This is a genomic window from Halodurantibacterium flavum (assembly GCF_042681825.1).
GTDB lineage: Bacteria > Pseudomonadota > Alphaproteobacteria > Rhodobacterales > Rhodobacteraceae > Halodurantibacterium > Halodurantibacterium flavum.
Genome location: NZ_JBHUGH010000038.1, coordinates 155,720 through 180,973, shown reverse-complemented (window position 1 = coordinate 180,973; position 25,254 = coordinate 155,720). Strand labels below are relative to the sequence as shown.

At 65.1% G+C, this 25,254-nt stretch carries 30 protein-coding genes; 27 read left to right on the top strand and 3 right to left on the bottom strand.

Annotated elements, in window-relative coordinates; genetic code table 11:
- Positions 1-161 precede the first annotated feature (161 nt).
- From ACFSGJ_RS20615 to ACFSGJ_RS20550, 14 genes are all read left to right on the top strand, one after another.
- Entirely contained in the window at positions 162-413 is a 252-nt protein-coding gene (locus ACFSGJ_RS20615) for a helix-turn-helix domain-containing protein (protein WP_183318920.1), read from the top strand.
- Positions 414-522: 109 nt separating this feature from the next.
- Positions 523-780, top strand: coding sequence for a DNA -binding domain-containing protein (locus ACFSGJ_RS20610; RefSeq protein WP_183318918.1), 258 nt, complete (start codon positions 523-525; stop codon positions 778-780).
- A 114-nt stretch (positions 781-894) separates the two neighbouring features.
- Entirely contained in the window at positions 895-1,119 is a 225-nt protein-coding gene (locus tag ACFSGJ_RS20605) for a transcriptional regulator domain-containing protein (RefSeq protein ID WP_183318916.1), read from the top strand.
- A 37-nt stretch (positions 1,120-1,156) separates the two neighbouring features.
- Complete coding sequence (locus ACFSGJ_RS20600; protein WP_343059962.1) at positions 1,157-1,666, top strand: DUF2285 domain-containing protein; 510 nt, start codon at positions 1,157-1,159, stop codon at positions 1,664-1,666.
- Positions 1,667-1,801: 135 nt separating this feature from the next.
- Positions 1,802-2,080, top strand: coding sequence for a helix-turn-helix transcriptional regulator (locus ACFSGJ_RS20595; protein WP_183318914.1), 279 nt, complete (start codon positions 1,802-1,804; stop codon positions 2,078-2,080).
- Between the two features lie 113 nt (positions 2,081-2,193).
- Positions 2,194-3,261 carry a replication initiator protein A gene (locus ACFSGJ_RS20590; protein ID WP_465262146.1) on the top strand — a complete coding sequence of 356 codons (1,068 nt, stop codon included), beginning with the start codon at positions 2,194-2,196 and terminating at the stop codon, positions 3,259-3,261.
- On the top strand, positions 3,258-3,896 hold the full coding sequence (gene parA / locus ACFSGJ_RS20585) for a ParA family partition ATPase (RefSeq protein ID WP_183319122.1): 639 nt from the start codon (positions 3,258-3,260) through the stop codon (positions 3,894-3,896). The genes ACFSGJ_RS20590 and parA overlap by 4 nt, the downstream gene beginning before the upstream one ends.
- Positions 3,893-4,651, top strand: coding sequence for a DNA-methyltransferase (locus ACFSGJ_RS20580; protein ID WP_183319123.1), 759 nt, complete (start codon positions 3,893-3,895; stop codon positions 4,649-4,651). The genes parA and ACFSGJ_RS20580 overlap by 4 nt, the downstream gene beginning before the upstream one ends.
- Positions 4,648-4,914 carry a ribbon-helix-helix protein gene (locus ACFSGJ_RS20575; RefSeq protein WP_183319125.1) on the top strand — a complete coding sequence of 89 codons (267 nt, stop codon included), beginning with the start codon at positions 4,648-4,650 and terminating at the stop codon, positions 4,912-4,914. The genes ACFSGJ_RS20580 and ACFSGJ_RS20575 overlap by 4 nt, the downstream gene beginning before the upstream one ends.
- A complete protein-coding gene (locus tag ACFSGJ_RS20570) occupies positions 4,911-5,432 on the top strand; it encodes a DUF2840 domain-containing protein (protein ID WP_342640483.1) in 522 nt (173 codons plus the stop codon). The genes ACFSGJ_RS20575 and ACFSGJ_RS20570 overlap by 4 nt, the downstream gene beginning before the upstream one ends.
- The gene (locus tag ACFSGJ_RS20565; protein ID WP_183319129.1) at positions 5,429-5,974 is read left to right on the top strand and encodes a S26 family signal peptidase; all 546 of its coding nucleotides are present in this window, start codon (positions 5,429-5,431) and stop codon (positions 5,972-5,974) included. Before ACFSGJ_RS20570 ends, ACFSGJ_RS20565 begins: the two co-directional genes overlap by 4 nt.
- Positions 5,975-6,042: 68 nt before the next feature.
- Positions 6,043-6,381, top strand: a complete 339-nt coding sequence (locus tag ACFSGJ_RS20560; RefSeq protein WP_390266035.1) for a DUF736 domain-containing protein — start codon at positions 6,043-6,045, stop codon at positions 6,379-6,381.
- Between the two features lie 3 nt (positions 6,382-6,384).
- Positions 6,385-7,170: a lytic transglycosylase domain-containing protein gene (locus ACFSGJ_RS20555; RefSeq protein WP_183319133.1), complete on the top strand. Its 786-nt coding sequence runs from the start codon at positions 6,385-6,387 to the stop codon at positions 7,168-7,170.
- A gap of 250 nt (positions 7,171-7,420) precedes the next feature.
- Positions 7,421-9,181 carry a relaxase/mobilization nuclease domain-containing protein gene (locus ACFSGJ_RS20550; RefSeq protein WP_183319135.1) on the top strand — a complete coding sequence of 587 codons (1,761 nt, stop codon included), beginning with the start codon at positions 7,421-7,423 and terminating at the stop codon, positions 9,179-9,181.
- Positions 9,182-9,242: 61 nt separating this feature from the next.
- Here the strand turns inward: ACFSGJ_RS20550 and ACFSGJ_RS20545 are convergent, their stop codons facing one another.
- Positions 9,243-9,845 (bottom strand): TetR/AcrR family transcriptional regulator, encoded by a 603-nt coding sequence (locus tag ACFSGJ_RS20545; protein ID WP_183319137.1) that lies wholly within the window; start codon positions 9,843-9,845, stop codon positions 9,243-9,245.
- A gap of 143 nt (positions 9,846-9,988) precedes the next feature.
- On the opposite strand from ACFSGJ_RS20545, the gene ACFSGJ_RS20540 reads away from it, so the two are divergent.
- Positions 9,989-10,351 (top strand): DoxX family protein, encoded by a 363-nt coding sequence (locus ACFSGJ_RS20540; RefSeq protein ID WP_183319139.1) that lies wholly within the window; start codon positions 9,989-9,991, stop codon positions 10,349-10,351.
- Positions 10,352-10,503: 152 nt separating this feature from the next.
- Positions 10,504-11,799 (top strand): MFS transporter, encoded by a 1,296-nt coding sequence (locus ACFSGJ_RS20535; protein WP_390266033.1) that lies wholly within the window; start codon positions 10,504-10,506, stop codon positions 11,797-11,799.
- 101 nt (positions 11,800-11,900) lie between these two features.
- On the opposite strand, the gene ACFSGJ_RS20530 is transcribed toward ACFSGJ_RS20535, so the two are convergent.
- Entirely contained in the window at positions 11,901-12,938 is a 1,038-nt protein-coding gene (locus tag ACFSGJ_RS20530; RefSeq protein ID WP_183319143.1) for a zinc-dependent alcohol dehydrogenase family protein, read from the bottom strand.
- Positions 12,939-13,080: 142 nt separating this feature from the next.
- Positions 13,081-14,190, bottom strand: a complete 1,110-nt coding sequence (locus ACFSGJ_RS20525; RefSeq protein ID WP_390266031.1) for a helix-turn-helix domain-containing protein — start codon at positions 14,188-14,190, stop codon at positions 13,081-13,083.
- A 268-nt stretch (positions 14,191-14,458) separates the two neighbouring features.
- On the opposite strand from ACFSGJ_RS20525, the gene ACFSGJ_RS20520 reads away from it, so the two are divergent.
- The 11 genes from ACFSGJ_RS20520 (at position 14,459) to trbG (ending at position 25,204) form a co-directional block, all read left to right on the top strand.
- Entirely contained in the window at positions 14,459-16,450 is a 1,992-nt protein-coding gene (locus ACFSGJ_RS20520) for a conjugal transfer protein TraG (RefSeq protein WP_390266029.1), read from the top strand.
- Positions 16,451-16,453: 3 nt separating this feature from the next.
- The gene (locus ACFSGJ_RS20515) at positions 16,454-16,894 is read left to right on the top strand and encodes a CopG family transcriptional regulator (protein ID WP_342640485.1); all 441 of its coding nucleotides are present in this window, start codon (positions 16,454-16,456) and stop codon (positions 16,892-16,894) included.
- Positions 16,895-17,060: 166 nt separating this feature from the next.
- Positions 17,061-18,050, top strand: a complete 990-nt coding sequence (gene trbB, locus ACFSGJ_RS20510) for a P-type conjugative transfer ATPase TrbB (protein ID WP_342640486.1) — start codon at positions 17,061-17,063, stop codon at positions 18,048-18,050.
- Positions 18,047-18,379 carry a TrbC/VirB2 family type IV secretion system protein gene (locus ACFSGJ_RS20505; RefSeq protein ID WP_342640487.1) on the top strand — a complete coding sequence of 111 codons (333 nt, stop codon included), beginning with the start codon at positions 18,047-18,049 and terminating at the stop codon, positions 18,377-18,379. Before trbB ends, ACFSGJ_RS20505 begins: the two co-directional genes overlap by 4 nt.
- Complete coding sequence (locus ACFSGJ_RS20500; RefSeq protein WP_342640488.1) at positions 18,379-18,660, top strand: VirB3 family type IV secretion system protein; 282 nt, start codon at positions 18,379-18,381, stop codon at positions 18,658-18,660. The genes ACFSGJ_RS20505 and ACFSGJ_RS20500 overlap by 1 nt, the downstream gene beginning before the upstream one ends.
- A gap of 13 nt (positions 18,661-18,673) precedes the next feature.
- Positions 18,674-21,112, top strand: coding sequence for a conjugal transfer protein TrbE (gene trbE, locus ACFSGJ_RS20495; protein WP_342640489.1), 2,439 nt, complete (start codon positions 18,674-18,676; stop codon positions 21,110-21,112).
- Complete coding sequence (gene trbJ / locus ACFSGJ_RS20490; RefSeq protein WP_390266025.1) at positions 21,109-21,867, top strand: P-type conjugative transfer protein TrbJ; 759 nt, start codon at positions 21,109-21,111, stop codon at positions 21,865-21,867. Before trbE ends, trbJ begins: the two co-directional genes overlap by 4 nt.
- A 20-nt stretch (positions 21,868-21,887) precedes the next feature.
- Complete coding sequence (trbK-alt, locus tag ACFSGJ_RS20485; protein WP_390266023.1) at positions 21,888-22,175, top strand: putative entry exclusion protein TrbK-alt; 288 nt, start codon at positions 21,888-21,890, stop codon at positions 22,173-22,175.
- 4 nt (positions 22,176-22,179) lie between these two features.
- Positions 22,180-23,538 (top strand): P-type conjugative transfer protein TrbL, encoded by a 1,359-nt coding sequence (gene trbL / locus ACFSGJ_RS20480; RefSeq protein ID WP_342640492.1) that lies wholly within the window; start codon positions 22,180-22,182, stop codon positions 23,536-23,538.
- Positions 23,535-24,224, top strand: a complete 690-nt coding sequence (gene trbF, locus ACFSGJ_RS20475) for a conjugal transfer protein TrbF (RefSeq protein WP_342640493.1) — start codon at positions 23,535-23,537, stop codon at positions 24,222-24,224. Before trbL ends, trbF begins: the two co-directional genes overlap by 4 nt.
- The gene (gene trbG / locus ACFSGJ_RS20470; protein WP_390266021.1) at positions 24,221-25,204 is read left to right on the top strand and encodes a P-type conjugative transfer protein TrbG; all 984 of its coding nucleotides are present in this window, start codon (positions 24,221-24,223) and stop codon (positions 25,202-25,204) included. Before trbF ends, trbG begins: the two co-directional genes overlap by 4 nt.
- Positions 25,205-25,254 lie beyond the last annotated feature (50 nt).

Genomic DNA, 25,254 nt, shown 5'->3' with positions numbered 1-25,254 from the left:
GTCCATGCGCAAAGCGATGGCAATTTACACACTTTAAGTTTATCAACTATAGTATGTAATTGACGATTGGAGGACTGATGAGGCTCGTGCGCTCGGCACGGACCGAATAGAGAAGCCGTAGTTCTGGCGTGACGGTTGGTGCCGGTGGGAGGTGATCATGCATGATCACCGCCCGACAAACACGGGCCGCGCGCGCATTGCTTGGGTGGACACAGGAGATGCTCGCGGACAAGGCCAAGGTTTCGCTGACCGCGCTCAAACGCATGGAGTCGGCAAGCGGCCTTCGTGTGTATGAAAGCACCAGTGATCAAGTGCGCAGAGCCTTGGAAACCGAAGGCATCGCCTTCATCAATTCGGGTCGGAACGAAGGGGTGATGATCGTCGATGCGCAAGAATCCGCTGAACGCAAATAGTTTCACTCAGCCGGACGGACGCACTGCCGCCCCATTGTCACCTTCGGCCTGTAGATATGGTTAAGGAAGCCTAGTCCGATCAAAGGATGCTACGTGCTTTTTACTGACGATGATTGATTACCTCGACGAAGCCCCCACGAGCCTGGCGCTCACCGAGTATGACCGCCAGCATATCAAACTCTACGCCCGCTTGCTCGACGCGGAGGCCGACGGCGCCGACTGGCAGGAAGCCGTGCAGGTTCTTTTCAGGATCTGTCCGATCGCGGAACCCGAGCGTGCCCGCCGCGTCCATGACAGCCATCTGGCGCGCGCTCACTGGATGACCGAACACGGCTACCGGCAGCTCAGGCGCGAGCGCCCGCACTGAACGCCTCCGTTGTTCTGCAAGCAACAGGCGTTGCCACTCGCATCCTTCCAAAGCAATTGAATTCGCGGAATCAATTCGCTCTTAACGCGCATTCGCTGCACAGGAAGGATCATCATGACGCCAGATACGAGAGAATGGCGCTCATCAATTCCATATGACTATTGGGACGACGCCGATATAGACGCGCTTGCCTGGGAATGCCTGCGCCGCAATCCAAAATACCAGCGGGACTATGCAAATATCGCTAAGACTCCCGTGAGAGGGGACAACGAAACCGAAGCGATCGGCAATCGCTGGGGCCTGCGATTTCCCCGCCCGCCCAAGCCTAAGCGCCCTTGAGCAACCCGTCTTCTGGACCCCGGAAACCGACACAAGCGTGCTGCATATCGGTCCCGCACCAGAACTGGTTCAGATCGGCCCGCTCGTTCTCGGAGATATTGACATGGAATTCCAGCAAACCGCGTTCGAAGGTCTGCATTTGTCGGCTTTCACCGAGAGCGGCCGCCTCCATTTGATCGCGCTGAACAAACTCAGGCCTGACCAGCCGATTGCCGCCATCATACCGCTCGATGCTCATAGCCTCGATCGGATCCAGGCCCTGACGCGCCTGTGGCGCAGTCTCCATGGCCTCTCTGTTCCGCGGGATATGCGCATGACAGCCCAACAACGCCGCCGCCTCAAGAACATGCTACGCGCCGTCGACGCGCGCATGCACAATGCCGACTACCGCGAGATCGCCGAAGCCATCTTCGGCGTCGAGCGCGTCGCCAGCGACCCCTGGAAGACCTCCCCGCTGCGCGACGCCGTGCTCGATCTCGTCAAGGACGGCTTCGCCATGATCGAAGGCGGCTATCGCAAGCTGCTTCGCCACCGCCGCCGCAAATAGCCGGCACTACGATCACGGGTGTGCGTTTTTAGCACCCTTAAGTTCGCACTCCCCCCTCGCAATTCTTCTTCGCCAACGTGGCCTTCGTCCCGCCGCTAAGCGCCAGCGGCTCCAGCGAACGCCACGGAGGCCCCCATGACCACCAATCTCGCGACCCTGCCGCCGCGCTTCCTGCGCACCAAGGAAGCGGCCGAATTCCTCAGCCTGTCGGCACGCACCCTCGAAAAGCACCGCACGTACGGCACCGGGCCGGCCTATCGCAAACTCGGCGGCCGCGTCGTCTACGCCATCGACGATCTCGAAGCCTGGGCCGAGCGCGGCGTCGTCACCTCGACCTCCGATCCGCGCGGCCGCGTCCTGCCCGCAAAGCGGCATGAGCCCGTACCGGCCCATGCCGGCCGTCACGCCCGCTGATCCTTGCGGTTTCCTCAATGACGGCGCGGCATCGCCCATCTCAGGAGCGAGGGCAGCTTGATCTGTTCCATGCGCTCCCGGGCGATTTCGCGCCCCGCGACGCGCAGGATCTCATGGCCTATCCGTTCTTCTCCCTCTCCAAGAGCCACCGCACGGCCCCGATCGATTTCGTGGCGGGCGACGTCACCATCCGCGTCGAGGCGGTGCCCGATCACGGCATGGCCACGATCTGGGACGCAGATATCCTGATCTGGGCAGCAAGCCAGATCGTCGAGGCGCGCGACAAGGGTCTGCGCACCTCGCGCCTGATGGCCGCCACGCCCTATGAGATCCTCAACTTCATCGGCCGCGGCGTGTCGCTGCGCGACTATCAGCGCCTGAAGGCAGCGCTCGACCGGCTCCAGTCGACCACCGTCGCCACCTCGCTCCGCCAGCCGGCCGAGCGCCGCCGTCACCGCTTCTCCTGGATCAATGAATGGCAGGAGCGCACCGATCGATACGGCAAGCCCGCCGGGATCGAGCTGATCGTGCCGGACTGGTTCTATCGTGCCGTCCTCGACGATGCGCTCGTGCTCACCATCGACCGGGCCTATTTCGACCTGACAGGTGGGCTCGATCGCTGGCTCTACCGCCTAGTGCGCAAGCACGGCGGCAGGCAGCGCCATGGCTGGCGTTTCGACTTCCGGCATCTGCACCAGAAATCCGGCAGCCTATCGCCATTCAAGCGCTTCGCCTTCGAGCTGCGCAGCATCATCCAGCGCCAACCCTTGCCGGGCTACACGCTGTTTCTGGAGGTCGAAGTCGGCGGCCGCCTGCTGCTCGCTTTTGAGCCGTCCGGCGCCTGTGCAAAACCTGTGGATGGCCTCGTGCTATCGGGAACCCGGGATATCGTGCTATCAGGAACCGGAGGCTCGTGCTATCGGGAACCCAAACAGGGTCTAAGCTCTGGAAAGAAAAGACATAGTCGCGCCCCTAACTTAGAGTCTAACAAAGAGTCTAACGTTGAAGAGCGCGCGCGCGATGTGGAAAACATCGCCGGAAGGTCCGAAAGGGACCGCAAATCATCATCTGAAAGTAATGATACACGTCTTACGTCTTTCCGTAAATCCGTAAACGGCTCCACTTCATCTTCGGACGTCCAGCGACCGTCTTTCGGCGATGACCCGGGAGGCGCGCAATGATCGTCGCGCTCCTCAACCAGAAGGGAGGCGTCGGCAAGACGACGCTGGCCCTGCACCTCGCCGGCCAATGGGCGGCTGAAGGCAAGCGCGTCATCCTGATCGACGCGGACCCGCAAGGCTCGGCTCTGGACTGGTCGCAGCAGCGCAGCCGCGAGGGCCTGCCGCGCCTGTTCGGCGTGGTCGGCCTGGCACGCGATACCCTGCATCGCGAAGCGCCCGAACTCGCCCGTGATGCCGATCATGTCGTCATCGACGGCCCGCCACGTGTGGCCGGCCTCATGCGCTCGGCGCTGCTTGCAGCCGACCTCGTGCTAATCCCGGTGCAGCCGTCACCGCTCGATGGCTGGGCGTCAGCCGAGATGCTGGCGCTGCTCACCGAGGCGCGCATCTATCGGCCTGAGCTCATCGCCCGGTTCGTGCTGAACCGCTGCGGCGCCCGCACCGTCATCACCCGCGAGACGGCCGAGACGCTCGCCGACCACGATCCGCCGTTGCTCTCGGCGACCATCGGCCAGCGTGCCGCCTTCGCCGACCTGGCGCAGTCGGGCCGCCTCGTGTTCGAGGCCGAGCACGACAGTATGGCTGCCCGCGAGATTGCTGCCTTCGCCGCGAAAGTGGGGAGGCTGGCGCCATGAAGCTTCCCGCACATTCCATCCTGACCGGTGACTGCCGCGTCCTCATGCCGGCGCATGGGCCGTTCGACATGATCTTCGCCGATCCGCCCTATGGCGACACGTCGCTCGCCTGGGATCGCCGTGTCGAGGGCTGGCTTCCGCTCGCTCGGGGGGCATTGCGGCCGTCCGGCTCAATGTGGGTATTCGGCTCGCTGCGCTGCTTCATGGCGACCGCCGCGGCGTTCGATGACGCCGGCTGGAAATACGCCCAAGAGATCGTCTGGGAGAAGCAGAACGGCTCCGGCTTTCACGCCGATCGCTTCAAGCGCGTCCATGAACTCGTCGCCCAGTTCTATCGCAGCGATGCGCGATGGAGCGCGGTCTACAACGTCGTGCAGACGACGCCGGACGCCACAGCGCGCACTGTGCGCCGCAAGAAGCGACCCCCTCATACCGGCCATATCGATGCCGGCCACTATGTCAGCGAGGATGGCGGGCCACGCCTGATGCGTTCGGTCATCCATGCCCGCAACGCCCATGGCCGCGCCATCCATCCGACCGAAAAGCCGTCCGGTCTGATCGAAATCCTCATCCGCACGAGTTGCCCGGAAGGCGGCCTGGTCGGTGACTGGTTCGCCGGATCGGGCGCGGCCGGCGAAGCCTGCCGCTTCTCCGGCCGCCGCTATCTCGGCTGCGAGCTCGACCCGGTGATGGCGCGCAAAGCCGCCGACCGCATCGCCGCGCTTCTGCCGCTCGCCACGGGAGACAGGTCATGATGAAGCCGCCGCACAAGCGCGGCTTCGCCGCCCGCCCGACAGATCCCGACGACTGGATCAAGGCCGCCGATCGGCTCCCGTCGGCCTCTTCATCCGCGCCACCATCCGGCTCCGGCTTCACCGCCCGGCTGACCATCGACGTCACGCCGGACCTGCGCGGCCGCATCAAGATCGCCGCCTTCCAACGCGGCGTCACCGTCGCCGACATGCTGCGCGAGCTGCTCGCGCGCGAATTCCCAAAATCACCAGGAGACCCGTCATGACAGGCATCGCGGCACCCCGCATGCGCGGCGGCCCGATGCCGTCGCCCGCACCATCCGACCGTCTCACCCATGTCGAGCTCACATGGGTGGAGAAGAAGATCGAATACTGGATCAGGTTCGGCCAGCCCACCTACGAAACGATCCTCGACCGTCGTTGCCGTGTCCTTTCCTTCCGGCCGAACACGATCTTTGCCTTCGTCCGCTGGGCCTCCAACGACTTCGGCACGATCATCTCGCGCATCGACATCGTGCGCGCAGTCGAGCCCGGCGAAGCCTATCAAACGCTGCCTTTCGTGCGCCCCGGCGGCGACATCCTGCTCAAGATCGAGAGCTGGCCGAAGGCCGAACGGGTGCTGCAACTGGTCGACGCCATCGAAGCGCTGACGCTCGATCCGGCCGACGCAGCGCCCGACTACTGGCGACACGTTCACAATCGGCTGACGGCCGGACACGAGCCGCGCAGCTACACGCGCGAGCAGCATCAGGCGTGGCTCAAGCGCCGGAGGATCGGGCCATGACCCGCATCGGATGGGCGATGGCGACCTTCGTAGCGACCAGCGCCGTCGCGGTTTCGACCTGGATCGATGCGCCGATCAAACTCATCTGGAACGCCTCGGCCAGCGCGCCGATCGGCTTCTACTTCGTTGAACCGGCAGGACGTCTGGAGGTCACCGATCTGGTCGCGGTCGATGCGCCCGAACCGATCGCCAGTTTCCTCGCCAATGGCCGATATCTGCCGCCCGATACGCCGCTCCTGAAGCGCGTACTGGGTCTTCCAGGACAGACCGTCTGCCGCGTCGGTGTCCTCATCACAGTCGACAGCGTGGAGATGGGAGCAGCGCTCGAGCACGACCGCCTCGGCCGCCCGCTGCCCGATTGGCAGGGCTGCCGGGTGATCGCCGAGGGCGAAATCTTCCTGATGAACTGGGACGTCCCTGACAGTCTCGACGGGCGCTATTTCGGCCCGGTCCCAGCCGGTTCGGTCATCGGCCGCGCGGTCCCCTTGTGGATCGACGAGAAGGGCGAAGGCCGCTTCGAATGGCGGGCGGCGACGCGGTGAACGCCCTGCCTACGGCGGGCGCGCTGCTCGCCGATCTTCATCCCACCGCACGTTGAAAGGAACTAGTCATGCCGCAGATTGGCGAATTCACCCGTGAGAAAACCGGCTTCATCGGCCGCATCCATACCATCGCAATCCAGTGCGAAATCAGCATCGTTCCGGTCGAACCGTCCGAGGTCGAGAATGCGCCGAACTATCGCATCCATCTCGGCCCGGATGACAATGGACCGGAGATCGGTGTGGCCTGGACGGAGTCCAGCGAGAAGTCCGGTGAATATCTGTCGCTGACGATCGATGACCCCAGCTTCCCCCAGCCGGTCCGCGCCCGCCTGTTCCAGAACGGCGCGGACGCGACGTCATGGTCGCTGCACTGGAGCCGCCCGCAAAAGCGCGGCGAACGGAAATAGGTCATGCGGATCGTTCGTTTGAGCCCCGCATCACCGATGTCACCCGGGCGGCCTCGCGCTGCCCGGCGCATCCTCCTCCTTCTCCTTTCCGGCCTGACCTTGGCCGCCGCGCCGCCGCCCGCCGTTCTTGCGCAGAGCGCGCCATCGGCTGAGCAGCCATCGCGCGATCCCCATGCCGCCTATGTGACGGAAGCCTCGCAGCGTTTCGGCATTCCCGAGCGCTGGATCAGGGCGGTGCGTCGCGTCGAAAGCGCCGACGACGTGCATGCTGTGTCATCGGCGGGCGCGATGGGCCTGATGCAGGTCATGCCCGATACCTGGGCCGAACTGCGCATCCGCCATCGCCTCGGCAGCGATCCTTTCGACCCGCGCGACAACATTCTCGCGGGCACGGCCTACCTGCGTGAGATGTACGATCTCTTCGGTTCACCGGGCTTCCTCGCCGCCTACAATGCCGGTCCCAGGCGCTACGAGGAATATCTCGCGGGCCGCCCCCTGCCTGCCGAAACCCGCGCCTATGTCGCTACACTCGCGCCGCTGATAGGCGCTGGAAACGTGACGCCCGGCCAGCCAGGAAATGTCGCCGTCGCTGCCGCCGATCCGCATGCCTGGCGCCGATCGCCGCTCTTCGTGACGCCATCCGCGCATCGTCTGCAGGCCGGTCAGCCGACATACGATGTGCAGTCCGGCGATACTTCGGCTGCGCCTTCGTTGCACGACCAAACCACCATTTCACTGCAGTCCGGCAGCCTCTTCGTCGCCCGTGCCGGAGAAGGGGACCGGTCATGAGGGAATTCGCAGCATGGCGCAGCGTGGCGTGGTCTGGAGAAGGCTGTGCGGGAAGGAGGGAGGAGCGGAGAGCAACGACAGCAGGACGGCGAGATAAAAGGGCCTCGCCAAATTCGCACAAGCCATTGACATGGCTTGGCTTTTGGCGTGCCGGTCGGTCGGGTCGCGTGCCGCTTTTTCTGATTTATGTCACGTTTTCAACGCTATTTCCGGCACTGTGCCGGGATTGCCTGCCTCTAAGGGCCTGCTCATGAGCGAAGGCGACAGCGAGTTTCGTATCCGTCCGGGACGCATCAGATCGACCCGCGCCCCCAAGCCCAAGAGCTTTATCAACCAGGTGCTGCGGGCCGCGAAGAAGGCGGGGCACAGCTCAGGCGAGGTGCGCGCCAAACGCGCCCCCCGCCGTGGTCACTCGACCTTCGGCAGGGGCCGTGTCAGGTTCAGCCGCTCGCGCATCTTCAGCGCCTCGCGCCGCGTCGTCGTCAAGGCGCGTGTCGTGCGCCACCAAGGCAAGTCGTTCCGCTCTGCCCCGCTCTCGGCCCATCTCTCATACCTGAAGCGCGAGGGCGTCAGCCGGGATGGAGAGAAGGGCGTGATGTTCGACGCGACCAACGAGCGCGCCGACGATCTCGCCTTCTCCGATCGCTGCAAGGATGACCGGCACCACTTTCGCTTCATCGTCTCGCCCGAGGATGCCGGCGAGATGACCGACCTGCGCGAATTCACCCGCGATCTCGTCAGCCAGATGGAATCGGATCTCGGCACCAGGCTCGACTGGGTCGCCGTCGATCACTGGAACACCGACAATCCCCACGTCCATCTTCTCGTGCGTGGGGTCGATGAGACTGGCGCCGATCTGGTCATCTCGCGCGACTATATCAGCCGCGGCCTGCGCTCGCGCGCCGAAGATCTGGTCTCGCTCGAGCTCGGCCCCAAGCCCGAACACGAGATCCGCAATGCGCTGGAGAAGGAGGTCACGGCCGAACGCTGGACGCGGCTCGATGTCGAGATCCGCATCGCCGCCGACGAGACCGGCTTCATCGACCTGCGCCCCGAAGCCACCGGCAAGTCCGATCCCTCGCTGCGCCGCCTGATGATTGGCCGCCTCCAGCATCTCGAAAAGATGGGGCTTGCCGACCAGGGCTCTCCCGGCGAATGGACCGTCGGGCTCCAGGCCGAACGCACCTTGCGCGATCTCGGCATGCGCGGCGACATCATCAAGACCATGCACCGCGCCTTCACCGAACGCGGGCAGGATCGCGGCTTCAGCGACTATGTGATCGACGGCGGCGGCGCGGGCTCTCCCATCATCGGCCGCCTGGTCGATCGCGGCCTGCATGACGAGCTGACCGGCGAAGCCTACGCGGTGATCGACGGCACGGACGGCCGCGCCCATCACGTCCGCTTCCGCGGCATCGAAGCCTTCAAACACTCCCCGCCGATCGGCGGCATCGTGGAGGTGCGCCGCTTTGGCGGTGAGGACGACAAGCGCCCGACGCTCATGCTCGCCAACCGGTCCGACTTCGATCTCAATCGGCAGATCACCGCGCCGGGCGCGACCTGGCTCGATCACCGCCTGGTCGAGCGCGAGCCGATGCCGATGTCGGCGGGCGGCTTCGGCGCCGAGGTCCGCGACGCCATGAAGGCCCGTGCCGAGCATCTGGCCGAGGAAGGCCTCGCGCGACGTCAGGGCCAGCGTATCATCCTGCAGCGCAATCTCCTTAACACCCTGCGCCAGCGCGAGATCGATGCCGTCGGCGCCAAGCTTCAGGCGGAAACAGGTTTGCCGTTCCAGAAGGCTCAGACCGGCGAGCATGTCGCTGGCCTCTACCGCCAGCGCGTCACGCTGACCTCAGGCCGCTTCGCCATGATCGACAATGGTCTCGGCTTCCAGCTCGTGCCCTGGACGCCACCGCTCGAGAAGAAGCTCGGCCAGCACATCGCCGGCGTCGCCAAGGGAAACGGCGGAATCGAATGGAGCCTGGGCCGCCAGCGCGGGCTCGGGCTCTAATCCTTACGACCGAATGCTAGAGCTTTGTCCTGCCGGCTGCGAAATCGTAGCGCTTGCGTAATCAAAGCGGCTGCGGTCGCAGGAACCGATCGATCATCATCGTGATCAACTTGCGGCTTTCGTCAAAGTCGACGTCGGACGTCATCAGCGGCAGCATGGGAGCGGCGTCGAGCACGGCGACCAGCACAGCGCTCGCGTGCCTGGGGTCGAGACCCGGATCGACCTCGCCGCGCGCCTGGCCCGCCTTGAGCGTGTCGGCGAGAAGCTGACGGATGCCGTCGGTGTTGGCCTGCAAGATGGCGTGGATCTTCTCATTGCGTCCGGCCTCGGCCAGCAACTCAAACAGGATGCGACAGTGGGCGAGATCATCCCAGCCGCTCATGCTCCAGAGCTCGGACAGCAGGACCGTTGCCGTTGGCTCGTCCTTCGTATGGCGACCAAAGTGCCCGTGGAGCTGCACCAGGTAGTCGTCGGCCATCTGCTCGACGATCGCCTCCTTGCTGGGAAAGTAGTGATAGAGGTGGCCTGGGCTCATGCCCGCTTCCTTGCAGATCATCGAGATCGACGCGCCTTGCAGTCCATTGCGCAGGAAGCAGCGATGGGCGGCGGCCAGGATTTCCTGCCGTTTGCTCTCATGCTGTTCGGGGACGACCTTGCGGACCATGGGGGCTCCATAGAGATAGTATGATCGCTCTATTATAGCTTGACCACGCCGCGATCATTATTAGAATGATCACTCAAACTATGATGGAATGGCCACCGCGTCCAGTTGGATACGGCCGGCCGTTATCGATTTTGCGGGGCTCCATGAACAAGACACTTCCAATCCTGACCGCCACCCTGGCGTGGTTGCTGGCGGCCTTCTTCCTCTTTGGCGCATACGGCAACACATTCCTTTCGGAAGAAAACGCGGCCGCCTATGCGGCCTGGGGCTATCCCGGCTGGTTCCATTACGTCACCGCCGCCCTTGAGCTGGCTGCCGCGCTGCTTCTGCTCCGCGCGATCACGAGACCTGTTGGTGCCGGGCTAGGCGCGATGGTGATGGCCGCGGCCGTCCTCACGACGCTGGTCAATGCGGACTATGACCATTCGACCGCTCCGAGCGTCGTGCTCCTCGTCTCGCTGACGGTGCTCGGCCTGTCCCTGTTCGTGCGACGCGCCAACGCCTGAATTCTTCCTCCCCGGAGTTCACTTCCATGAACGATAGATCTTCGCCGGTCGGCACGGCCGAGCCAACCAACACGCCTGTAGCCTATGCCGACAGATGGTCCGACCTCCTGTCAGGAAGGCATCTCGCCATCGTCCTCGTCATGGCGAGCGGCGTGCTGCTCTACGCGATGAACCTCTATTTCACCGCAGCGCTCATGCCCTCCATCGTCGCCGATATCGGCGGGCAGCAATATTATGCGTGGGTGACGACAGGCTTCGTCATCTCGGCCATCGTGGCCTCCCTGTTCGTCAGCCGTATCCTCGACTGGAAGGGACCGGCGCTTGCCTATGTGGCGGCCTTCGTCGTCTTCGCGCTCGGCGCGGCGGCCAATGCCGCCAGCCCGACAATGGAACTGCTGATCGTCGGCCGGGTGGTACAGGGCCTCGGCGGCGGCCTGCTGGCAGGGCTCGGCTACGCCGTGATCCGCTCAGCCCTTCCCGAACGGCATTGGGCGCGGGCAACCGGCGTCGTGTCGGCCATGTGGGGCTTGGGTACGCTCTTCGGTCCGGCGCTCGGCGGCCTGTTCGCCGAACTCGGCCTCTGGCGCTGGTCCTATGCCGGGCTCGCCCTCGTTTCACTGATCTTCGCCATCGTCGCGCAGCGTTCCTTCGCCGGGACAGCCGGTTCAGGGCATCGCTCGCCCGTGCCCGTCGCCTCGCTCATCCCGCTGGTTCTGGCGACCATCGCCATCAGCCTCAGCGCCATCGCGCCTATCGGCTGGCCAACCCTGGCGACGATCGGCATCGGTTTCGTGCTGCTTTGGCTCTTTGTCGTGGTGGAGCGACGCTCGCACAACACCATTCTTCCGCGCATCACCTATCGGCGCGGCAACGCCCTGAAATGGGTCTATCTGACCGTCGCCGCACTCAGCGCCGGAGTCATGGTCGAGAACTTCATTCCGCTCTTCGGCCAACAGCTCGCCGGCCTCAGCCCGTTGATCGCCGGCCTGCTCGGCGCGGTGCTGTCGCTCGCTTGGGTCATCGCACAATTGTTCGTCGTCTCGGTTTCCTCCGAGAGCGGCCGCCGACGCGCCATACGCCTCGGGCCGTTGCTTCTGACGGCAGGCCTCATCGCCTATGGCCTGTTGCAGACGGAAAACGCCAGCCTGACCACGGTGGCGATCTGGACTGCGGTTCTCGCGCTCGCGGGCATCGGCATCGGCCTCGCCTGGCCGCTGCTCGGCGTGGCCGCCATGAGCAGCACGACCGATCCGGCCGAAGGCGGCAAGGCGGCGGCGGCGATCACCACCACCCAACTCATCGCCTTCTCCATCACCTCGGCTGTCGCCGGCACGTTGATGGCGGCGGGCGGGGACTCGGTCGCCGATGCGGCGCGCTATGTCAGCCTCGGCATCGCCCTGTTGACCCTGCTCGGCATCTTTGCAGCGGGGATCGCAACCCGGAAATAGCGAGGCGATCGGCGCGACCCGAATGTCCCTGAGGATGCAAGAACACCCCGCCAGATCGTCCAGACGGGGTGTTCATCCACAAAGCTGAAGAAAATAGCGCCTCAGGCCTGGAGGATTACCTTCATCGCCTTTTCGCGTGCGGCATTCGCAAAGACGTCATAGGCGTTCAGAATCTCATCCAGCGGGAAGCGATGGGTCACCAGCTTGCCTGGATTGACCTTACCGGATCCCAAGGTCTTCAGCAGCATGGGCGTGGTGTTGGTGCATACCAGCCCCATCGAGATGTTGATGTTCCTGATCCAGAGTTCTTCGATATGAAGCTGGACGGGTTTGCCGTGAACGCCGACGTTGGCGATGTTGCCGCCGGCCGAGACGATCTTCTGGCAGATATCGAAGGTCGCCGGAATGCCGACCGCCTCGATGGCGACGTCGACGCCTGCTCCGCCGGTGATCTCCAAAACGCGCGTAACAGCGTCTTCCGTTCCGACCTGGACCAGATCAGTGGCGCCGAACTGTTTGGCCAGTTCCAGCCGCGCCGGGTCCATGTCGATCATGATGATGCGGCCGGGCGAGTAGAACTGCGAGGTCAGCAGCACCGACATGCCCACCGGGCCGGCGCCGATTATCGCGATGGTGTCGCCCGGCTTCACCCGACCGGCCTGGACGCCGATCTCAAGCCCGGTCGGCATAATGTCCGATAGCATCACCAGCGCCTCTTCGTCAGCGCCCTCCGGGATGGGGTAGAGCGAATTGTCGCCATAGGGGATGCGGACATATTCCGCCTGGGTGCCATCGATCTTATGGCCGAGGATCCAGCCCCCGTCCGAGCAATGCGCGTAAAGCTGGCGCTTGCAGTTCGGGCAGGTCCCGCAGGAGGTGACGCAGGAAATCAGAACCGCGTCGCCCTTCTTGAAGTTGCGCACGGCTCCGCCGACTTCCTCAACCACGCCGACACCTTCATGGCCCAGCGTCCGGCCTTCGGTCACCGCGGGCACATCCCCCTTCAGGATATGAAGATCGGTGCCGCAAATCGTGGTCTTGGTCACCCGCACGATCACGTCGGTGGGTTTTTCAATGCCAGGTTTTGCCTTTTCGACCCAGTCTTTCTTGCCGGGTCCTTGATAGACGAGCGCTTTCATTCTCGTTTCCTCCTTGGGCGCTGATTGTCCGATGTCTTTACCACGGGCCACGTCGACCCCGCCTGTCCGATTTTCGGACAGGCGGGCCTGGCAGACGCGCGCCGAAGACGAACGAATTCATCCCTGAATCGTGGAGCCTGATTCAGCGCCGACGCGAGACGCCATATTGCTCGAGCTTGAGATAGAGCGTCGAGCGTGAAATCCCGAGACGCCGCGCCGTCTCGCTCAGATTGCCGTCGCATTCGGCGACCGTGTCGAGAACATGGGCCCGTTCGCGATCGCGCAGCGTTTCCCCGCTGTCAGACCGCTCTCGCTCGGTATGGCGCTGTCCCCCTCGGCGATCCGCGAAAGAAATAATCAACCCCTGCACTTCGCCCTCCTCCGAGATCACCTCCACGTCGGCGTCGGGCAGGCCCTCGCGGATCCGTTCGGCAAGCACGCGGGCATCCTCATGGAGGCTCGCCTCATCCAGCAGATCGGCGACCGAGACGAGCCTTGCATCGATCCACCTGCTGTCGTGCGAAGCCCAGATCCTGCGGCCGTGGCGGTCAACCAGGATCCTGTCGCGGTCAAGGGACCCTGCCGCATCGAGCAGCCGTCTGATGAGCCGCTCGCGCTCCTGCAACATCGTTCCACGCAGCGTCTCCTCGATCTGCAGCGCGAGACCGACGGCGAGCGCCGCGCCCTGCCGCATGTGTTCATCGGACGGGGCCGAGACATCCACAACGCCTAGAACCCGCCCGTCCACCGGATCTCGCACGGGCGCCGCCGCACAGGACCAACGCTGGATCGCCTCGCAGAAATGCTCGACGCTGCCGATGGTGACAGGCGCGCCCAGATGCAGCGCCGTGCCGATCGCATTGGTGCCGATCGCAGTTTCCGCCCACAGTCCGCCGGGATGGAGATGGTTCTCCTCGCCGCGCGACCGGATGCGCGCGTCGCCCGCCGCCTCGAGAATGACGCCGCCGCCATCGCAAAGCAGGAGCATGGCGCCGGCATCCTCAAGCATGTCGCCCGCCTGTCGCACCGCGCTCTCTGCCGCTCGGCGCAGGCGCCAGTTCCTCGACCGGCGCCGGTTCAGTTCATCCAGAGCCAAGGATGGCGCCTGCTGAAGCGAATACAGCCCTCCATCACTGCGCGACCGGATCCATGATCCGAGCACGACTTCCCGAATCCCCTCCGGCACGCTCCCCAAGGCACGGAAGCGCTCCCAGTCCCCCTTTTGGAGGCCTTCACCCATGGGCCGTTCCATTCCCGATCAGCCAGCGAGCTTCATGCTTTCACCCTAACAAGGATCAGGATGACTCGGAACTCCGCGCACAGCCCCGTGGAGACTGAGAACCGCCACCAACCAAAACTGCGCAATCCCAACATCTTTCTCGGCCCTATGCTACATCGCGAACGCACCAGCTTTTCCGATATGCACGCTATGCTATCCGTTTATTCGACAGTTCTATTCTCGCTCTTGTCATGGCGGTTTCGAGGCTCGATCTGCCGGGTATTTGCCCGGAAGCACACCCATGTCCGCCACCAAAATACTCTGGGGCCAGATCCTCACCGTCTTCCTGATCGTCCTCGTCACGACGTGGGGCGCGACGCAGTATGTGGCCTGGCAGCTCGGCTATCAGGCGCAGCTCGGCACGCCCTGGTTCGTACTCGCCGGCGCCCCGATCTATTATCCGCCGGCGATCTTCTGGTGGTGGTACTTCTTCGACGTCTACGCGCCGAACGTCTTCGCCAGAGGCGGCATTATCGCAGCATCCGGCGGCTTCATCGCCATTGCCGTCGCCATCGGCATGTCGATCTGGCGCGCCCGCGAACAGAAGAATGTCGAGACCTATGGCTCCGCGCGATGGGCTGAGCGCGACGAGGTCAAGGCGGCAGGATTGCTCAACCCCGACGGCGTCGTGCTCGGAAAACTCGAGCGCGACTACCTGCGTCATGACGGTCCCGAGCACGTCCTGTGCTTCGCACCGACCCGATCCGGCAAGGGCGTGGGCTTGGTGGTTCCCTCACTGCTGACCTGGCCGGGCTCTGCCATCGTTCACGACATCAAGGGGGAGAACTGGCAGCTCACCGCCGGCTTCCGGTCAAAGCACGGCCGCGTGCTGCTCTTCGATCCGACCAACCCTAAATCAGCCGCCTACAATCCGCTGCTCGAGGTGCGTCGCGGCGAATGGGAGGTGCGCGACGTCCAGAACGTCGCTGACGTGCTCGTCGATCCCGAAGGCTCGCTGGAAAAGCGCAATCATTGGGAAAAGACAAGCCACTCGCTGCTGGTCGGCGCGATCCTCCACGTTCTGTATGCCGAGAAGGACAAGACGCTGGCCGGCGTCGCCGGGTTCCTGTCCGATCCGAAACGTCCGATCGAGACGACGCTTGCGGCGATGATGACCACGCCGCATCTCGGCGAAGCCGGCCCACACCCGGTCATTGCGTCGACGGCGCGCGAACTCCTCAACAAATCCGACAACGAACGCTCCGGCGTGCTGTCGACGGCCATGTCGTTCCTCGGGCTCTATCGCGATCCGGTCGTTGCCGAAGTGACCCGACGCTGCGACTGGCGCATCGCCGATCTGATCGAAGATGCGCGCCCGGCCACCCTCTATCTCGTCGTGCCGCCCTCGGACATTTCGCGCACCAAGCCGCTGATCCGTCTCGTGCTCAACCAGATCGGCCGGCGGTTGACCGAGGACCTACATGCCGAGACGCGCCGCCATCGCGTGCTGATGATGCTCGACGAGTTTCCAGCGCTCGGCCGTCTCGACTTCTTCGAGAGCGCGCTCGCCTTCATGGCCGGCTACGGCATGAAGGCCTTCCTGATCGCCCAGTCCCTGAACCAGATCGAGAAAGCCTACGGCGCCAACAACTCGATCCTCGACAACTGCCATGTGCGCGTCAGCTTCGCTACCAACGACGAGCGCACGGCGAAGCGCGTCTCGGACGCGCTCGGCACCGCGACCGAGATGAAGGCGATGAAGAACTATGCCGGCCATCGGCTGTCGCCGTGGCTAGGGCATTTGATGGTCTCGCGCTCCGAAACCGCCCGGCCGCTGCTGACGCCGGGCGAGATCATGCAGCTTCCGCCCACCGATGAGATCGTCATGCTGGCGGCCACGCCGCCGATCCGGGCCAAGAAGGCGCGCTATTTCGAGGACAAGCGCTTCGCCGAGCGGGTGCTACCACCGCCCGATCCGGCCAAGACAAGCCGAACCGCGCGAAAGGACCCCTGGACGGAGCTGAAGCCGCAAGCACCCGACGCGGCCTTGCTGGCCGAGATCCGAAAGGCCGAGCAGGACGCCGCCAACAGCGGCCTGCGACGCGAGCCCGAGCTGCCCGAGCACGTCGCGATCGTCAAGGAGACGACGGAGCAGAATCCGGCCGAAGAATTTACGGCCCTTCTCGACGACGAGCCGGAGGACGCCGCCCGCCAGCGCCAGGCGCTGCGACGCCGGATGAGCGGCATCGCTCGCCAGGTCGCCATGGACCCCAACGACAATATGGAGCTTTGAACCATGCGCGACCGCATGAATGTGTATTTCCCGCCCGACATGCTGCGCCAGATCGCCGACCTCGCCGATCGCAAGAAGATTTCGCGCTCCGCGATCGTCGAGGCGGCCGTTGCCTCCTTCCTGTCGCCGGATGGCGCCGACAAGCGCGAGGCCGCGCTCACCCGCCGTCTCGATCGGTTGACACGGCAAGTGCAGCGATTGGAGCGCGATCTCGGCGTCACCGCCGAGACACTCGCCCTGTTCGTGCGCTTCTGGCTTTCCGTCACGCCGCCGCTCGCCGGTGAGGCGCAGGCCGCAGCTCAGGTGAAGGGGCGGGAACGCTACGAGGGGTTTATCGAAACGCTCGGCCGACGCCTGCAGCAGGGGCAAAGTTTCCTGCGCGAGATTCCGGACGATGTCGTTCCCGAATCTGAGGCAGGCTCGACCGAGGACATCGACCAATAGTCATGGTCATACACAGTTCAAACTTAAGGCTGCGCCGCCGTTCGCCTGTATTTGCACGCTAGGCTACTACTACGACAAAGACTTGTTGAAACAGCCCAATTTCAGGCTCTTTTAATCGTCCCCGATCCAGGGCCGGCTGAACGGTCCCTGACCACAAGGGGACGACATGGCGGCATCTCACCACAAGTCGGAGGCGATCGCGCGCGGTGCGCGCATGCTGCGCACGGCCCTCGGGCCGGCGATCGCCCGGTTTCTGGAAGACCCGTCGATCGTCGAGGTGATGCTCAATCCCGACGGCCGGCTCTGGATCGACTGCCTGTCCGAAGGTCTCTCCGACACGGGCGAACGACTGGCGCCCGCCGATGGCGAGCGCATCGTCCGTCTCGTCGCACACCATGTCGGCGCCGAAGTTCATCCGGGTAGCCCGCGTGTCTCCGCCGAACTGCCCGAGACGGGGGAGCGGTTTGAAGGCTTGCTGCCACCCATCGTTGCGGCGCCTGCCTTCGCCATCCGCAAGCCTGCCATCGCTGTCTTCACACTCGATCACTACGTTGCCGGCGGCATCATGTCGGCGGATCAGGCCGAGGCGCTGCGCGCGGCCATCGCCTCGCGCGCAAACATTCTCGTCGCCGGCGGCACCTCGACCGGCAAGACTACACTGACCAACGCACTGCTCGCCGAAGTGGCGAAGACCACGGACCGCGTCGTCATCATCGAGGATACGCGCGAGCTGCAATGCGCCGCGCCAAACCTCGTCGCCATGCGCACCAAGGACGGTGTGGCGACGCTCTCCGATCTGGTCCGGTCCTCCCTGCGCCTGCGCCCCGACCGCATCCCGATCGGCGAGGTGCGCGGGTCCGAAGCCCTCGACCTCCTGAAAGCGTGGGGCACCGGCCATCCTGGCGGCATCGGCACCATTCACGCCGGCACCGGCATCGGCGCGCTGCGCCGTCTCGAGCAGCTCATCCAGGAAGCCGTCGTCACCGTCCCGCGCGCGCTCATCGCCGAAACCATCGATCTCGTCGCAGTGCTTGCCGGGCGCGGATCGCAGCGCCGGCTCGTCGAGCTTGCCCGTGTCGAGGGTCTCGGCCCGGAGGACGACTACCGCATCACCCCCGCAACGCAAGCCCCCAACCCAGCAGGAGATCCCTCATGAACCGCCATGCACTTCGCATCCGCCGCCATGTCGCGACGGCCGTCGCCGTTACCTATACCAGCCTAGTCCTCGCGCCCGCCGCCCACGCGTCTGGCTCGTCCATGCCGTGGGAAGCGCCGCTGCAATCAATTCTTGAGTCGATCGAAGGACCGGTCGCCAAGATCATCGCCGTCATCATCATCATCGTCACCGGCCTGACGCTGGCCTTCGGCGACACCTCGGGCGGCTTCCGCCGGCTGATCCAGATCGTCTTCGGCCTGTCGATCGCATTCGCCGCGTCGAGCTTCTTCCTGTCATTCTTCTCGTTCGGCGGCGGGGCGCTGGTCTGATGGCGGGCGGGTACGAACAGCTCGACGCGGTGCCAGGCTTCACCGTTCCGGTTCATCGCGCCTTGACCGAGCACATCCTGCTCGGCGGCGCTCCGCGCTCCATCGCCATCATGAACGGAACGCTGGCGGGGGCCGTAGGGCTCGGCCTGCGCCTCTGGCTGGTCGGTCTCGCGATCTGGGCCATCGGCCACTTCGCCGCCGTCTGGGCGGCCAAGCGCGATCCGCTCTTCGTCGAGGTCGGCCGGCGCCACCTGCGCATCCCCGGTCACCTGTCGGTCTGAGGACGGTGCCATCATGATGAACCTTGCCGAATATCGCCGCGCCGCCGCCCGCCTCGCCGACTACCTGCCCTGGGTCGCTCTCGTCGGTGAGGGCGCCGTCCTCAACAAGGACGGATCGTTCCAGCGCACGGCACGCTTCCGCGGCCCGGATCTCGACAGTGCCGTTGCCGCCGAGCTGGTCGCCGTTGCCGGGCGTCTCAACAACGCCTTCCGCCGTCTCGGCTCCGGCTGGGCGATCTTCGTCGAGGCGCAGCGCCACGAAGCCTCGACCTATCCGGAAAGCCGTTTTGCGGATCCTGCCTCGGCGCTCCTCGACGCCGAGCGCAAGGCGGCGTTTGAGGAAGCCGGGGCGCATTTCATCTCCAGCTATTTCCTGACCTTCACCTATCTGCCGCCGGCGGAAGAAGCCGCCCGCACCGAGACCTGGCTCTACGAAGGACGCGACCGCGCCGGCGTCGATCCGCACGAGATCCTACGCGGTTTCATCGATCGCACCGATCGCGTGCTGGCGCTGCTCGACGGCTTCATGCCCGAATGCGCCTGGCTCGATGACAGCGAGACGCTGACCTACCTGCATTCGACCGTCTCGACCAACCGGCACCGGGTGCGCGTGTCGGAAACCCCGATCTATCTCGACGCGCTGCTCGCCGATCAGCCGCTGACCGGTGGGCTCGAGCCGCGTCTTGGCAATGCGCATCTGCGCATCCTCACGATCATCGGCTTCCCGACCGCGACCACACCCGGAATCCTCGACGATCTCAACCGCTTGGCGTTCCCATATCGGTGGTCGACGCGGGCGATCCTGCTCGACAAGACCGACGCCACGAAGCTGCTGACGAAGATCCGCCGGCAGTGGTTCGCCAAGCGCAAATCGATCGGCGCGATCATCAAGGAGGTGATGACCAACGAGGCATCGGCGCTCGTCGACACCGATGCGGCCAACAAGGCCGCTGATGCCGATCTCGCCCTTCAGGAGCTCGGCGCCGACTATGCCGGGCAAGCCTACGTGACCGCCACCATCACTGTCTGGGACGCCGATCCCCGTATCGCCGACGAGAAGCTGCGGCTGGTCGAGAAGGTTATTCAGGGCCGCGACTTCACGGCGATGGTCGAGACCATCAATGCGGTGGACGCCTGGCTCGGTTCGCTGCCGGGCCATGTCTACGCCAATGTCCGCCAGCCGCCGATCTCGACGCTCAATCTCGCCCACATGATCCCCCTGAGCGCCGTGTGGGCGGGACCGGAACGGGATGAGCACTTCGGGTCGCCGCCCTTGCTGTACGGCAAAACCGAGGGAAGCACCCCGTTCCGGTTTTCCCTTCACGTCGGCGACGTCGGCCATACGCTTGTCGTCGGACCGACCGGCGCCGGCAAATCGGTCCTGCTCGCCCTCATGGCCCTGCAATTCCGCCGATATGAGAACTCGCAGGTTTTCGCCTTCGATTTCGGCGGCTCGATCCGGGCGGCCGCGCTCGCCATGGGTGGCGACTGGCACGACCTCGGCGGCGACCTGACCGAGGGATCGGACTTCTCCGTCTCACTCCAGCCGCTCGCCCGCGTCCATGAGATGCCCGAGCGGGCCTGGGCCGCCGACTGGCTCGTCGCCATCCTGATGCGCGAGGGCATCGCGATCACGCCCGAGGTCAAGGAGCATCTCTGGTCGGCGCTGACCTCGCTGGCCTCCGCGCCGGTCGAAGAGCGGACGATCACCGGCCTTTGCGTTCTCCTGCAATCGAACGATCTGAAGCAGGCGCTGCGCTCCTATTGCGTCGGCGGTCCCTACGGACGGCTGCTCGACGCCGAGACCGAGCATCTGGGCCAGGGCTCGGTGCAGGCGTTCGAGATCGAGGGCCTGGTCGGCACGGGCTCCGCGCCAGCCGTGCTCGCCTACCTCTTCCATCGCATCGGCGATCGTCTCGACGGCTCGCCCACGCTCCTGATCATCGACGAAGGATGGCTCGCGCTCGATGACGAAGGATTTGCGGGGCAATTGCGCGAATGGCTGAAAACGCTGCGCAAGAAAAACGCCAGCGTCATCTTCGCCACCCAATCGCTCAGCGACATTGACGGTTCGGCGATCGCGCCGGCGATCATCGAAAGCTGCCCGACGCGGCTGCTGCTACCGAACGAGCGCGCTATCGAGCCGCAGATCACCGCGATCTATCGCCGCTTCGGTCTCAACGACCGGCAGATCGAGATCCTCGCGCGGGCCACGCCCAAGCGCGACTATTACTGCCAGTCGCGGCGCGGCAACCGCCTCTTCGAGCTCGGTCTCTCCGAAGTCGGACTGGCGCTCACCGCCGCATCCTCGAAATCCGACCAGGCGGCCATCGCCCGCATCTTCGCCGAGCATGGTCGCGACGGCTTCCTCGCAGCCTGGCTGCGCCTGCGCGGCGTCGACTGGGCAGTCGACCTGATCCCCGACCTCACCAACCTGGAGACACCATCATGATCCGTCGCCCGCGCGCGGCCTTGCTTGCCGCAACATTCCTTTCGTTCCCCATCGCTTTGTCGCCGGTGCTCGTCGCACCCGCCGCCGCGCAGTGGATCGTCTTCGATCCGAGGAACTACGTCGAAAACGTACTCTCGGCGGCGCGCGCCATGGAGCAGATCAACAACCAGATTCAGAGCCTCCAGAACGAAGCGCAGATGCTCATCAACCAAGCCCGCAATCTCGCGAGCCTGCCGCATTCCTCACTCCAGCAGCTCCAGCAGAGTGTCCAGCGCACGCAGCAGCTTCTGAACCAGGCGCAGAACATCGCCTTCGATGTCCAACGCATCGACCAGATGTTTCAGCAGCAATACGGCAATGTCTCCATGTCAATGACGGAGCAGCAACTCGTCGCCGACGCCCTCGCGCGCTGGCAGAACACCGTGGGCAGCCTGCAGGACGCCATGCGCGTGCAAGCCGGCGTGGTCGGCAACATCGACACGAACCGTGCCGAAATGGCGACGCTGGTCGGCCAGAGCCAGGGCGCGACGGGCGCGCTCCAGGCGACCCAGGCCGGCAACCAGCTCCTCGCGCTCCAGTCGCAGCAGCTCTCCGACCTGATCGCCCTGATCTCGGCGAATGGCCGAGCCGGCGCGCTGAGCGAAGCCGAACGCGCGGCTGCGGCCGAACAGGGACGCGAACAGCGCCGCCGCTTCCTGACGCCCGGTTCCGGCTATCAGCCGGGCAACGCGCAGATGTTCAACAACGGCAACTGACACGGCGAAAGGGGGCGGCCATGGATGGCAAGATGCTGGCCCGGCTGGGCGTCTTCGTCTTCGTCGCCGTCGCCATTACCGCGACGGCGATCGAGATGACCCGAAAAGTAGAAGCTCCGGGAACGGAGCCGGTGCGCCTCATCGAGCCCGCACGCGATCCGTTGCGCGAGGCGCAACGCCGGTGCCAACAGCTTGGGCAGAGTGCCGCCAACGATCCCGACTGCCTGCGCGTCTGGGCCGAAACCCGCGACCGATTCCTCGGCCGTTCGCCGCAACCGGCTCCTTCGGCCGCGGGCGAGGGGAGATAGGTCGATGGGCGGAACAGGCGTTATCGATACATTCCTCGGGACATTCACCCGCTATATCGACTCTGGCTTTGGCCTGCTCGGCGACGAGGTGGCCTTCATCGCCACCACGCTGATCGTCATCGACGTGACGCTCGCGGCTCTCTTCTGGTCCTGGGGCGCGGACGACGACATCATCGCGCGGCTGGTCAAGAAGACGCTGTTCGTCGGCGTCTTCGCCTACATCATCGGCAACTGGAACAACCTCGCCAAGATCGTCTTCGATAGCTTTGCCGGTCTCGGCCTGAGGGGCTCCGGCACCAGCTTCACGGTCGAGGATCTCCTGCGCCCCGGCAAGGTCGCTCAGACCGGCCTCGATGCCGCTCGCCCCTTGCTCGATTCCATCTCCGACCTGATGGGCTGGGTCGCCTTCTTCGAGAACTTCATCCAGATCGCCTGCTTGCTCTTCGCCTGGGCGCTGGTGCTGCTCGCCTTCTTCATCCTGGCCGTGCAGCTCTTCGTGACGCTTATCGAATTCAAGCTCACCACCTTGGCCGGCTTCGTGCTGATCCCCTTCGGACTGTTCGGCAAGACCGCTTTCATGGCCGAACGGGTCTTGGGCAACGTCGTCTCCTCCGGCATCAAGGTGCTGGTTCTGGCCGTCGTGATCGGCATCGGCTCGACCCTGTTCTCGCAGTTCACCGCCGGCTTCGGTGGCCAGACACCGTCCATCGATGACGCCATGGCCGTCGTGCTCGCAGCACTTTCCCTTCTGGGCCTCGGCATCTTCGGCCCCGGTATTGCCAATGGCCTCGTGTCGGGCGGGCCGCAGCTTGGCGCCGGCGCAGCTGTCGGTACTGGCCTTGCCGTCGGTGGCGCAGCGCTTGCTGCCGGGGGCGCCGCGGGCCTTGCCGTGAAGGGTGGAGGGGCAGCGATCTCCGGCGGCGGCGCTGCTGTTCGCGGCGGTGCGGCCGCGGCAGGTGCGGCTTCGTCGGCCTACAGCCTCGGCTCGCTGGGACAGTCCGGCGCCGCGGGCGTCGCATCCGGCCTCGGCGGCGTTGCGCGCGCCGCGGGATCGGCCGCTGTCTCGCCGCTCAAGCGCGCCGCCGCCCGCGCATCCGAGAGCGTCAAATCCAGCTTCTCCGATGGCGCCAAGGCCGGCTTCGGCGTGACCGGTGGCTCCTCGACCATGGGAACCATTGGCGGCGCGGATGCGGCTGCCGAATCCGTCAGTCCTCAGCGCGATGGAGCCCCTGACTGGGCAAAGCGCATGAAACGCAGCCAGGCCCTCAGCCACGGCATCTCAGCCGCCGCGCACGCCGTCCGGTCCGGCGACAGCCACGGCGGCGGCTCTTCCGTCAATCTTTCCGAAAGTGACCGCTCATGAGCCTCTTCAAACGACCCGCCACCCACTACGGCAAGACGCCGGAACCAGAAACGCCTTACCAAAAGGCCGCGCAAGTCTGGGACGAGCGCATCGGCTCGGCCCGCGTCCAGGCGAAGAACTGGCGCTATATGGCGTTCGGCAGCCTGATCCTCTCGGCCGGCTTTGCCGCAGCCCTTGTCTGGCAGTCGGCGCGCGGGACCGTAGTTCCCTGGGTGGTGCAGGTGGACAACCTCGGCCAGGCCCAGACCGTCGCCCCGGCATCGGCCGACTATCGGCCGACCGATCCCCAGATCGCCTGGCACCTCGCGCGCTTCATCGAGCAGACCCGCTCGATCCCGGCCGACGCCATCATCGTGCGGCAGAACTGGCTTCGGGCCTATGAGTGGACCACGGACCGCGGCGCAGCCGCTCTCAACGACTATGCCCGCGCCAATGACCCGTTCACCCGCGTCGGCCGCCAGCAGATCGCCGTCGAGGTATCGAGCGTCATACGTGCATCGCCGGACAGCTTCCGCGTCGCCTGGACCGAGCGCCATTACGAGAACGGCCAGCTCTCCACCACCGAACGTTGGACCGCGATCCTGACGATCGTGATCCAGACGCCGCGCGACGCCGAGCGGCTGCGCGCCAATCCGCTGGGGATCTACGTCAACGCCATCAATTGGTCGCGGGAGATGAGCCAATGAGCCGCCCGACGATGAACAAACCCGCCTTTCAGCGTTTCCGTAAACCCGCATTGGCGATTGTCCTGCTTTCCGCCACCATGCTTGCGGGCTGTGCAACCAACCGGCCACCCCAGATCAGCTACGATGCCGACGTGCCGCCACTTCCGGCCGTGCCGGCGATCGTCACCGACCAGCGGCCGCGCCCATTGCATGTGCCGCCGGCCTGGACGCCGGCGCGCGGTGGTACCGCCGCCAGTACGCCGGAAGGTCGCGTCCAGAACGCCAATGCCGCCGCAAGGGTTCAGCCACGGCGCGAGGGATACTACAATTCCATCCAGATCTATCCCTGGAGCGAAGGGGCGCTCTATCAGGTCTATGCCGCCCCCGGCCAGATCACCAATATTGCACTCGAGCCGGGCGAGAGCCTGACCGGCGCCGGCCCGATCGCCGCCGGCGACACGGCGCGCTGGATCATCGGCGATACCGAGAGCGGCAGCGGCGCCGCCCGCCGCGTCCACATTCTCGTCAAGCCGACGCGCGCCGACATCACCACCAATCTCGTCGTCACGACCGATCGCCGCGTCTACATGATCGAGCTGCGATCAGGCGAAAGCCCCTATATGCCTGCCGTCGCGTGGGCCTATCCGCAGCCGCCCGCCGGTCAGCGGCAGAGCGTTCCGGCCACGCCGGTTATTCCGGCCGTTGCGGCGAGGAACTATCGCTACGGCCTGACCGGCGACACGCCGCCATGGCGGCCGGTCTCGGTCTATGACGACGGACGCCGGGTCTATGTCGAGTTCCCGCGCGGCATCGTGCAGGGCGAGATGCCACCGCTCTTCGTCATCGGATCGGACGGCGAGGCCCAGATCGTCAACAGCCGCATCTACCAGAACATCCTGATCGTCGATCGCCTCTTCGGCGCGGCCGAGCTGCGTCTCGGCGGCGGCGACCGCCAGCAGACCGTCAGGATCGTTCGTACCGACGGAAGGCCAACGTCATGAGCAACCACGAAGAAAAAAACGAAGAGAGCGCTCCGCTCACCGGCGTCGCC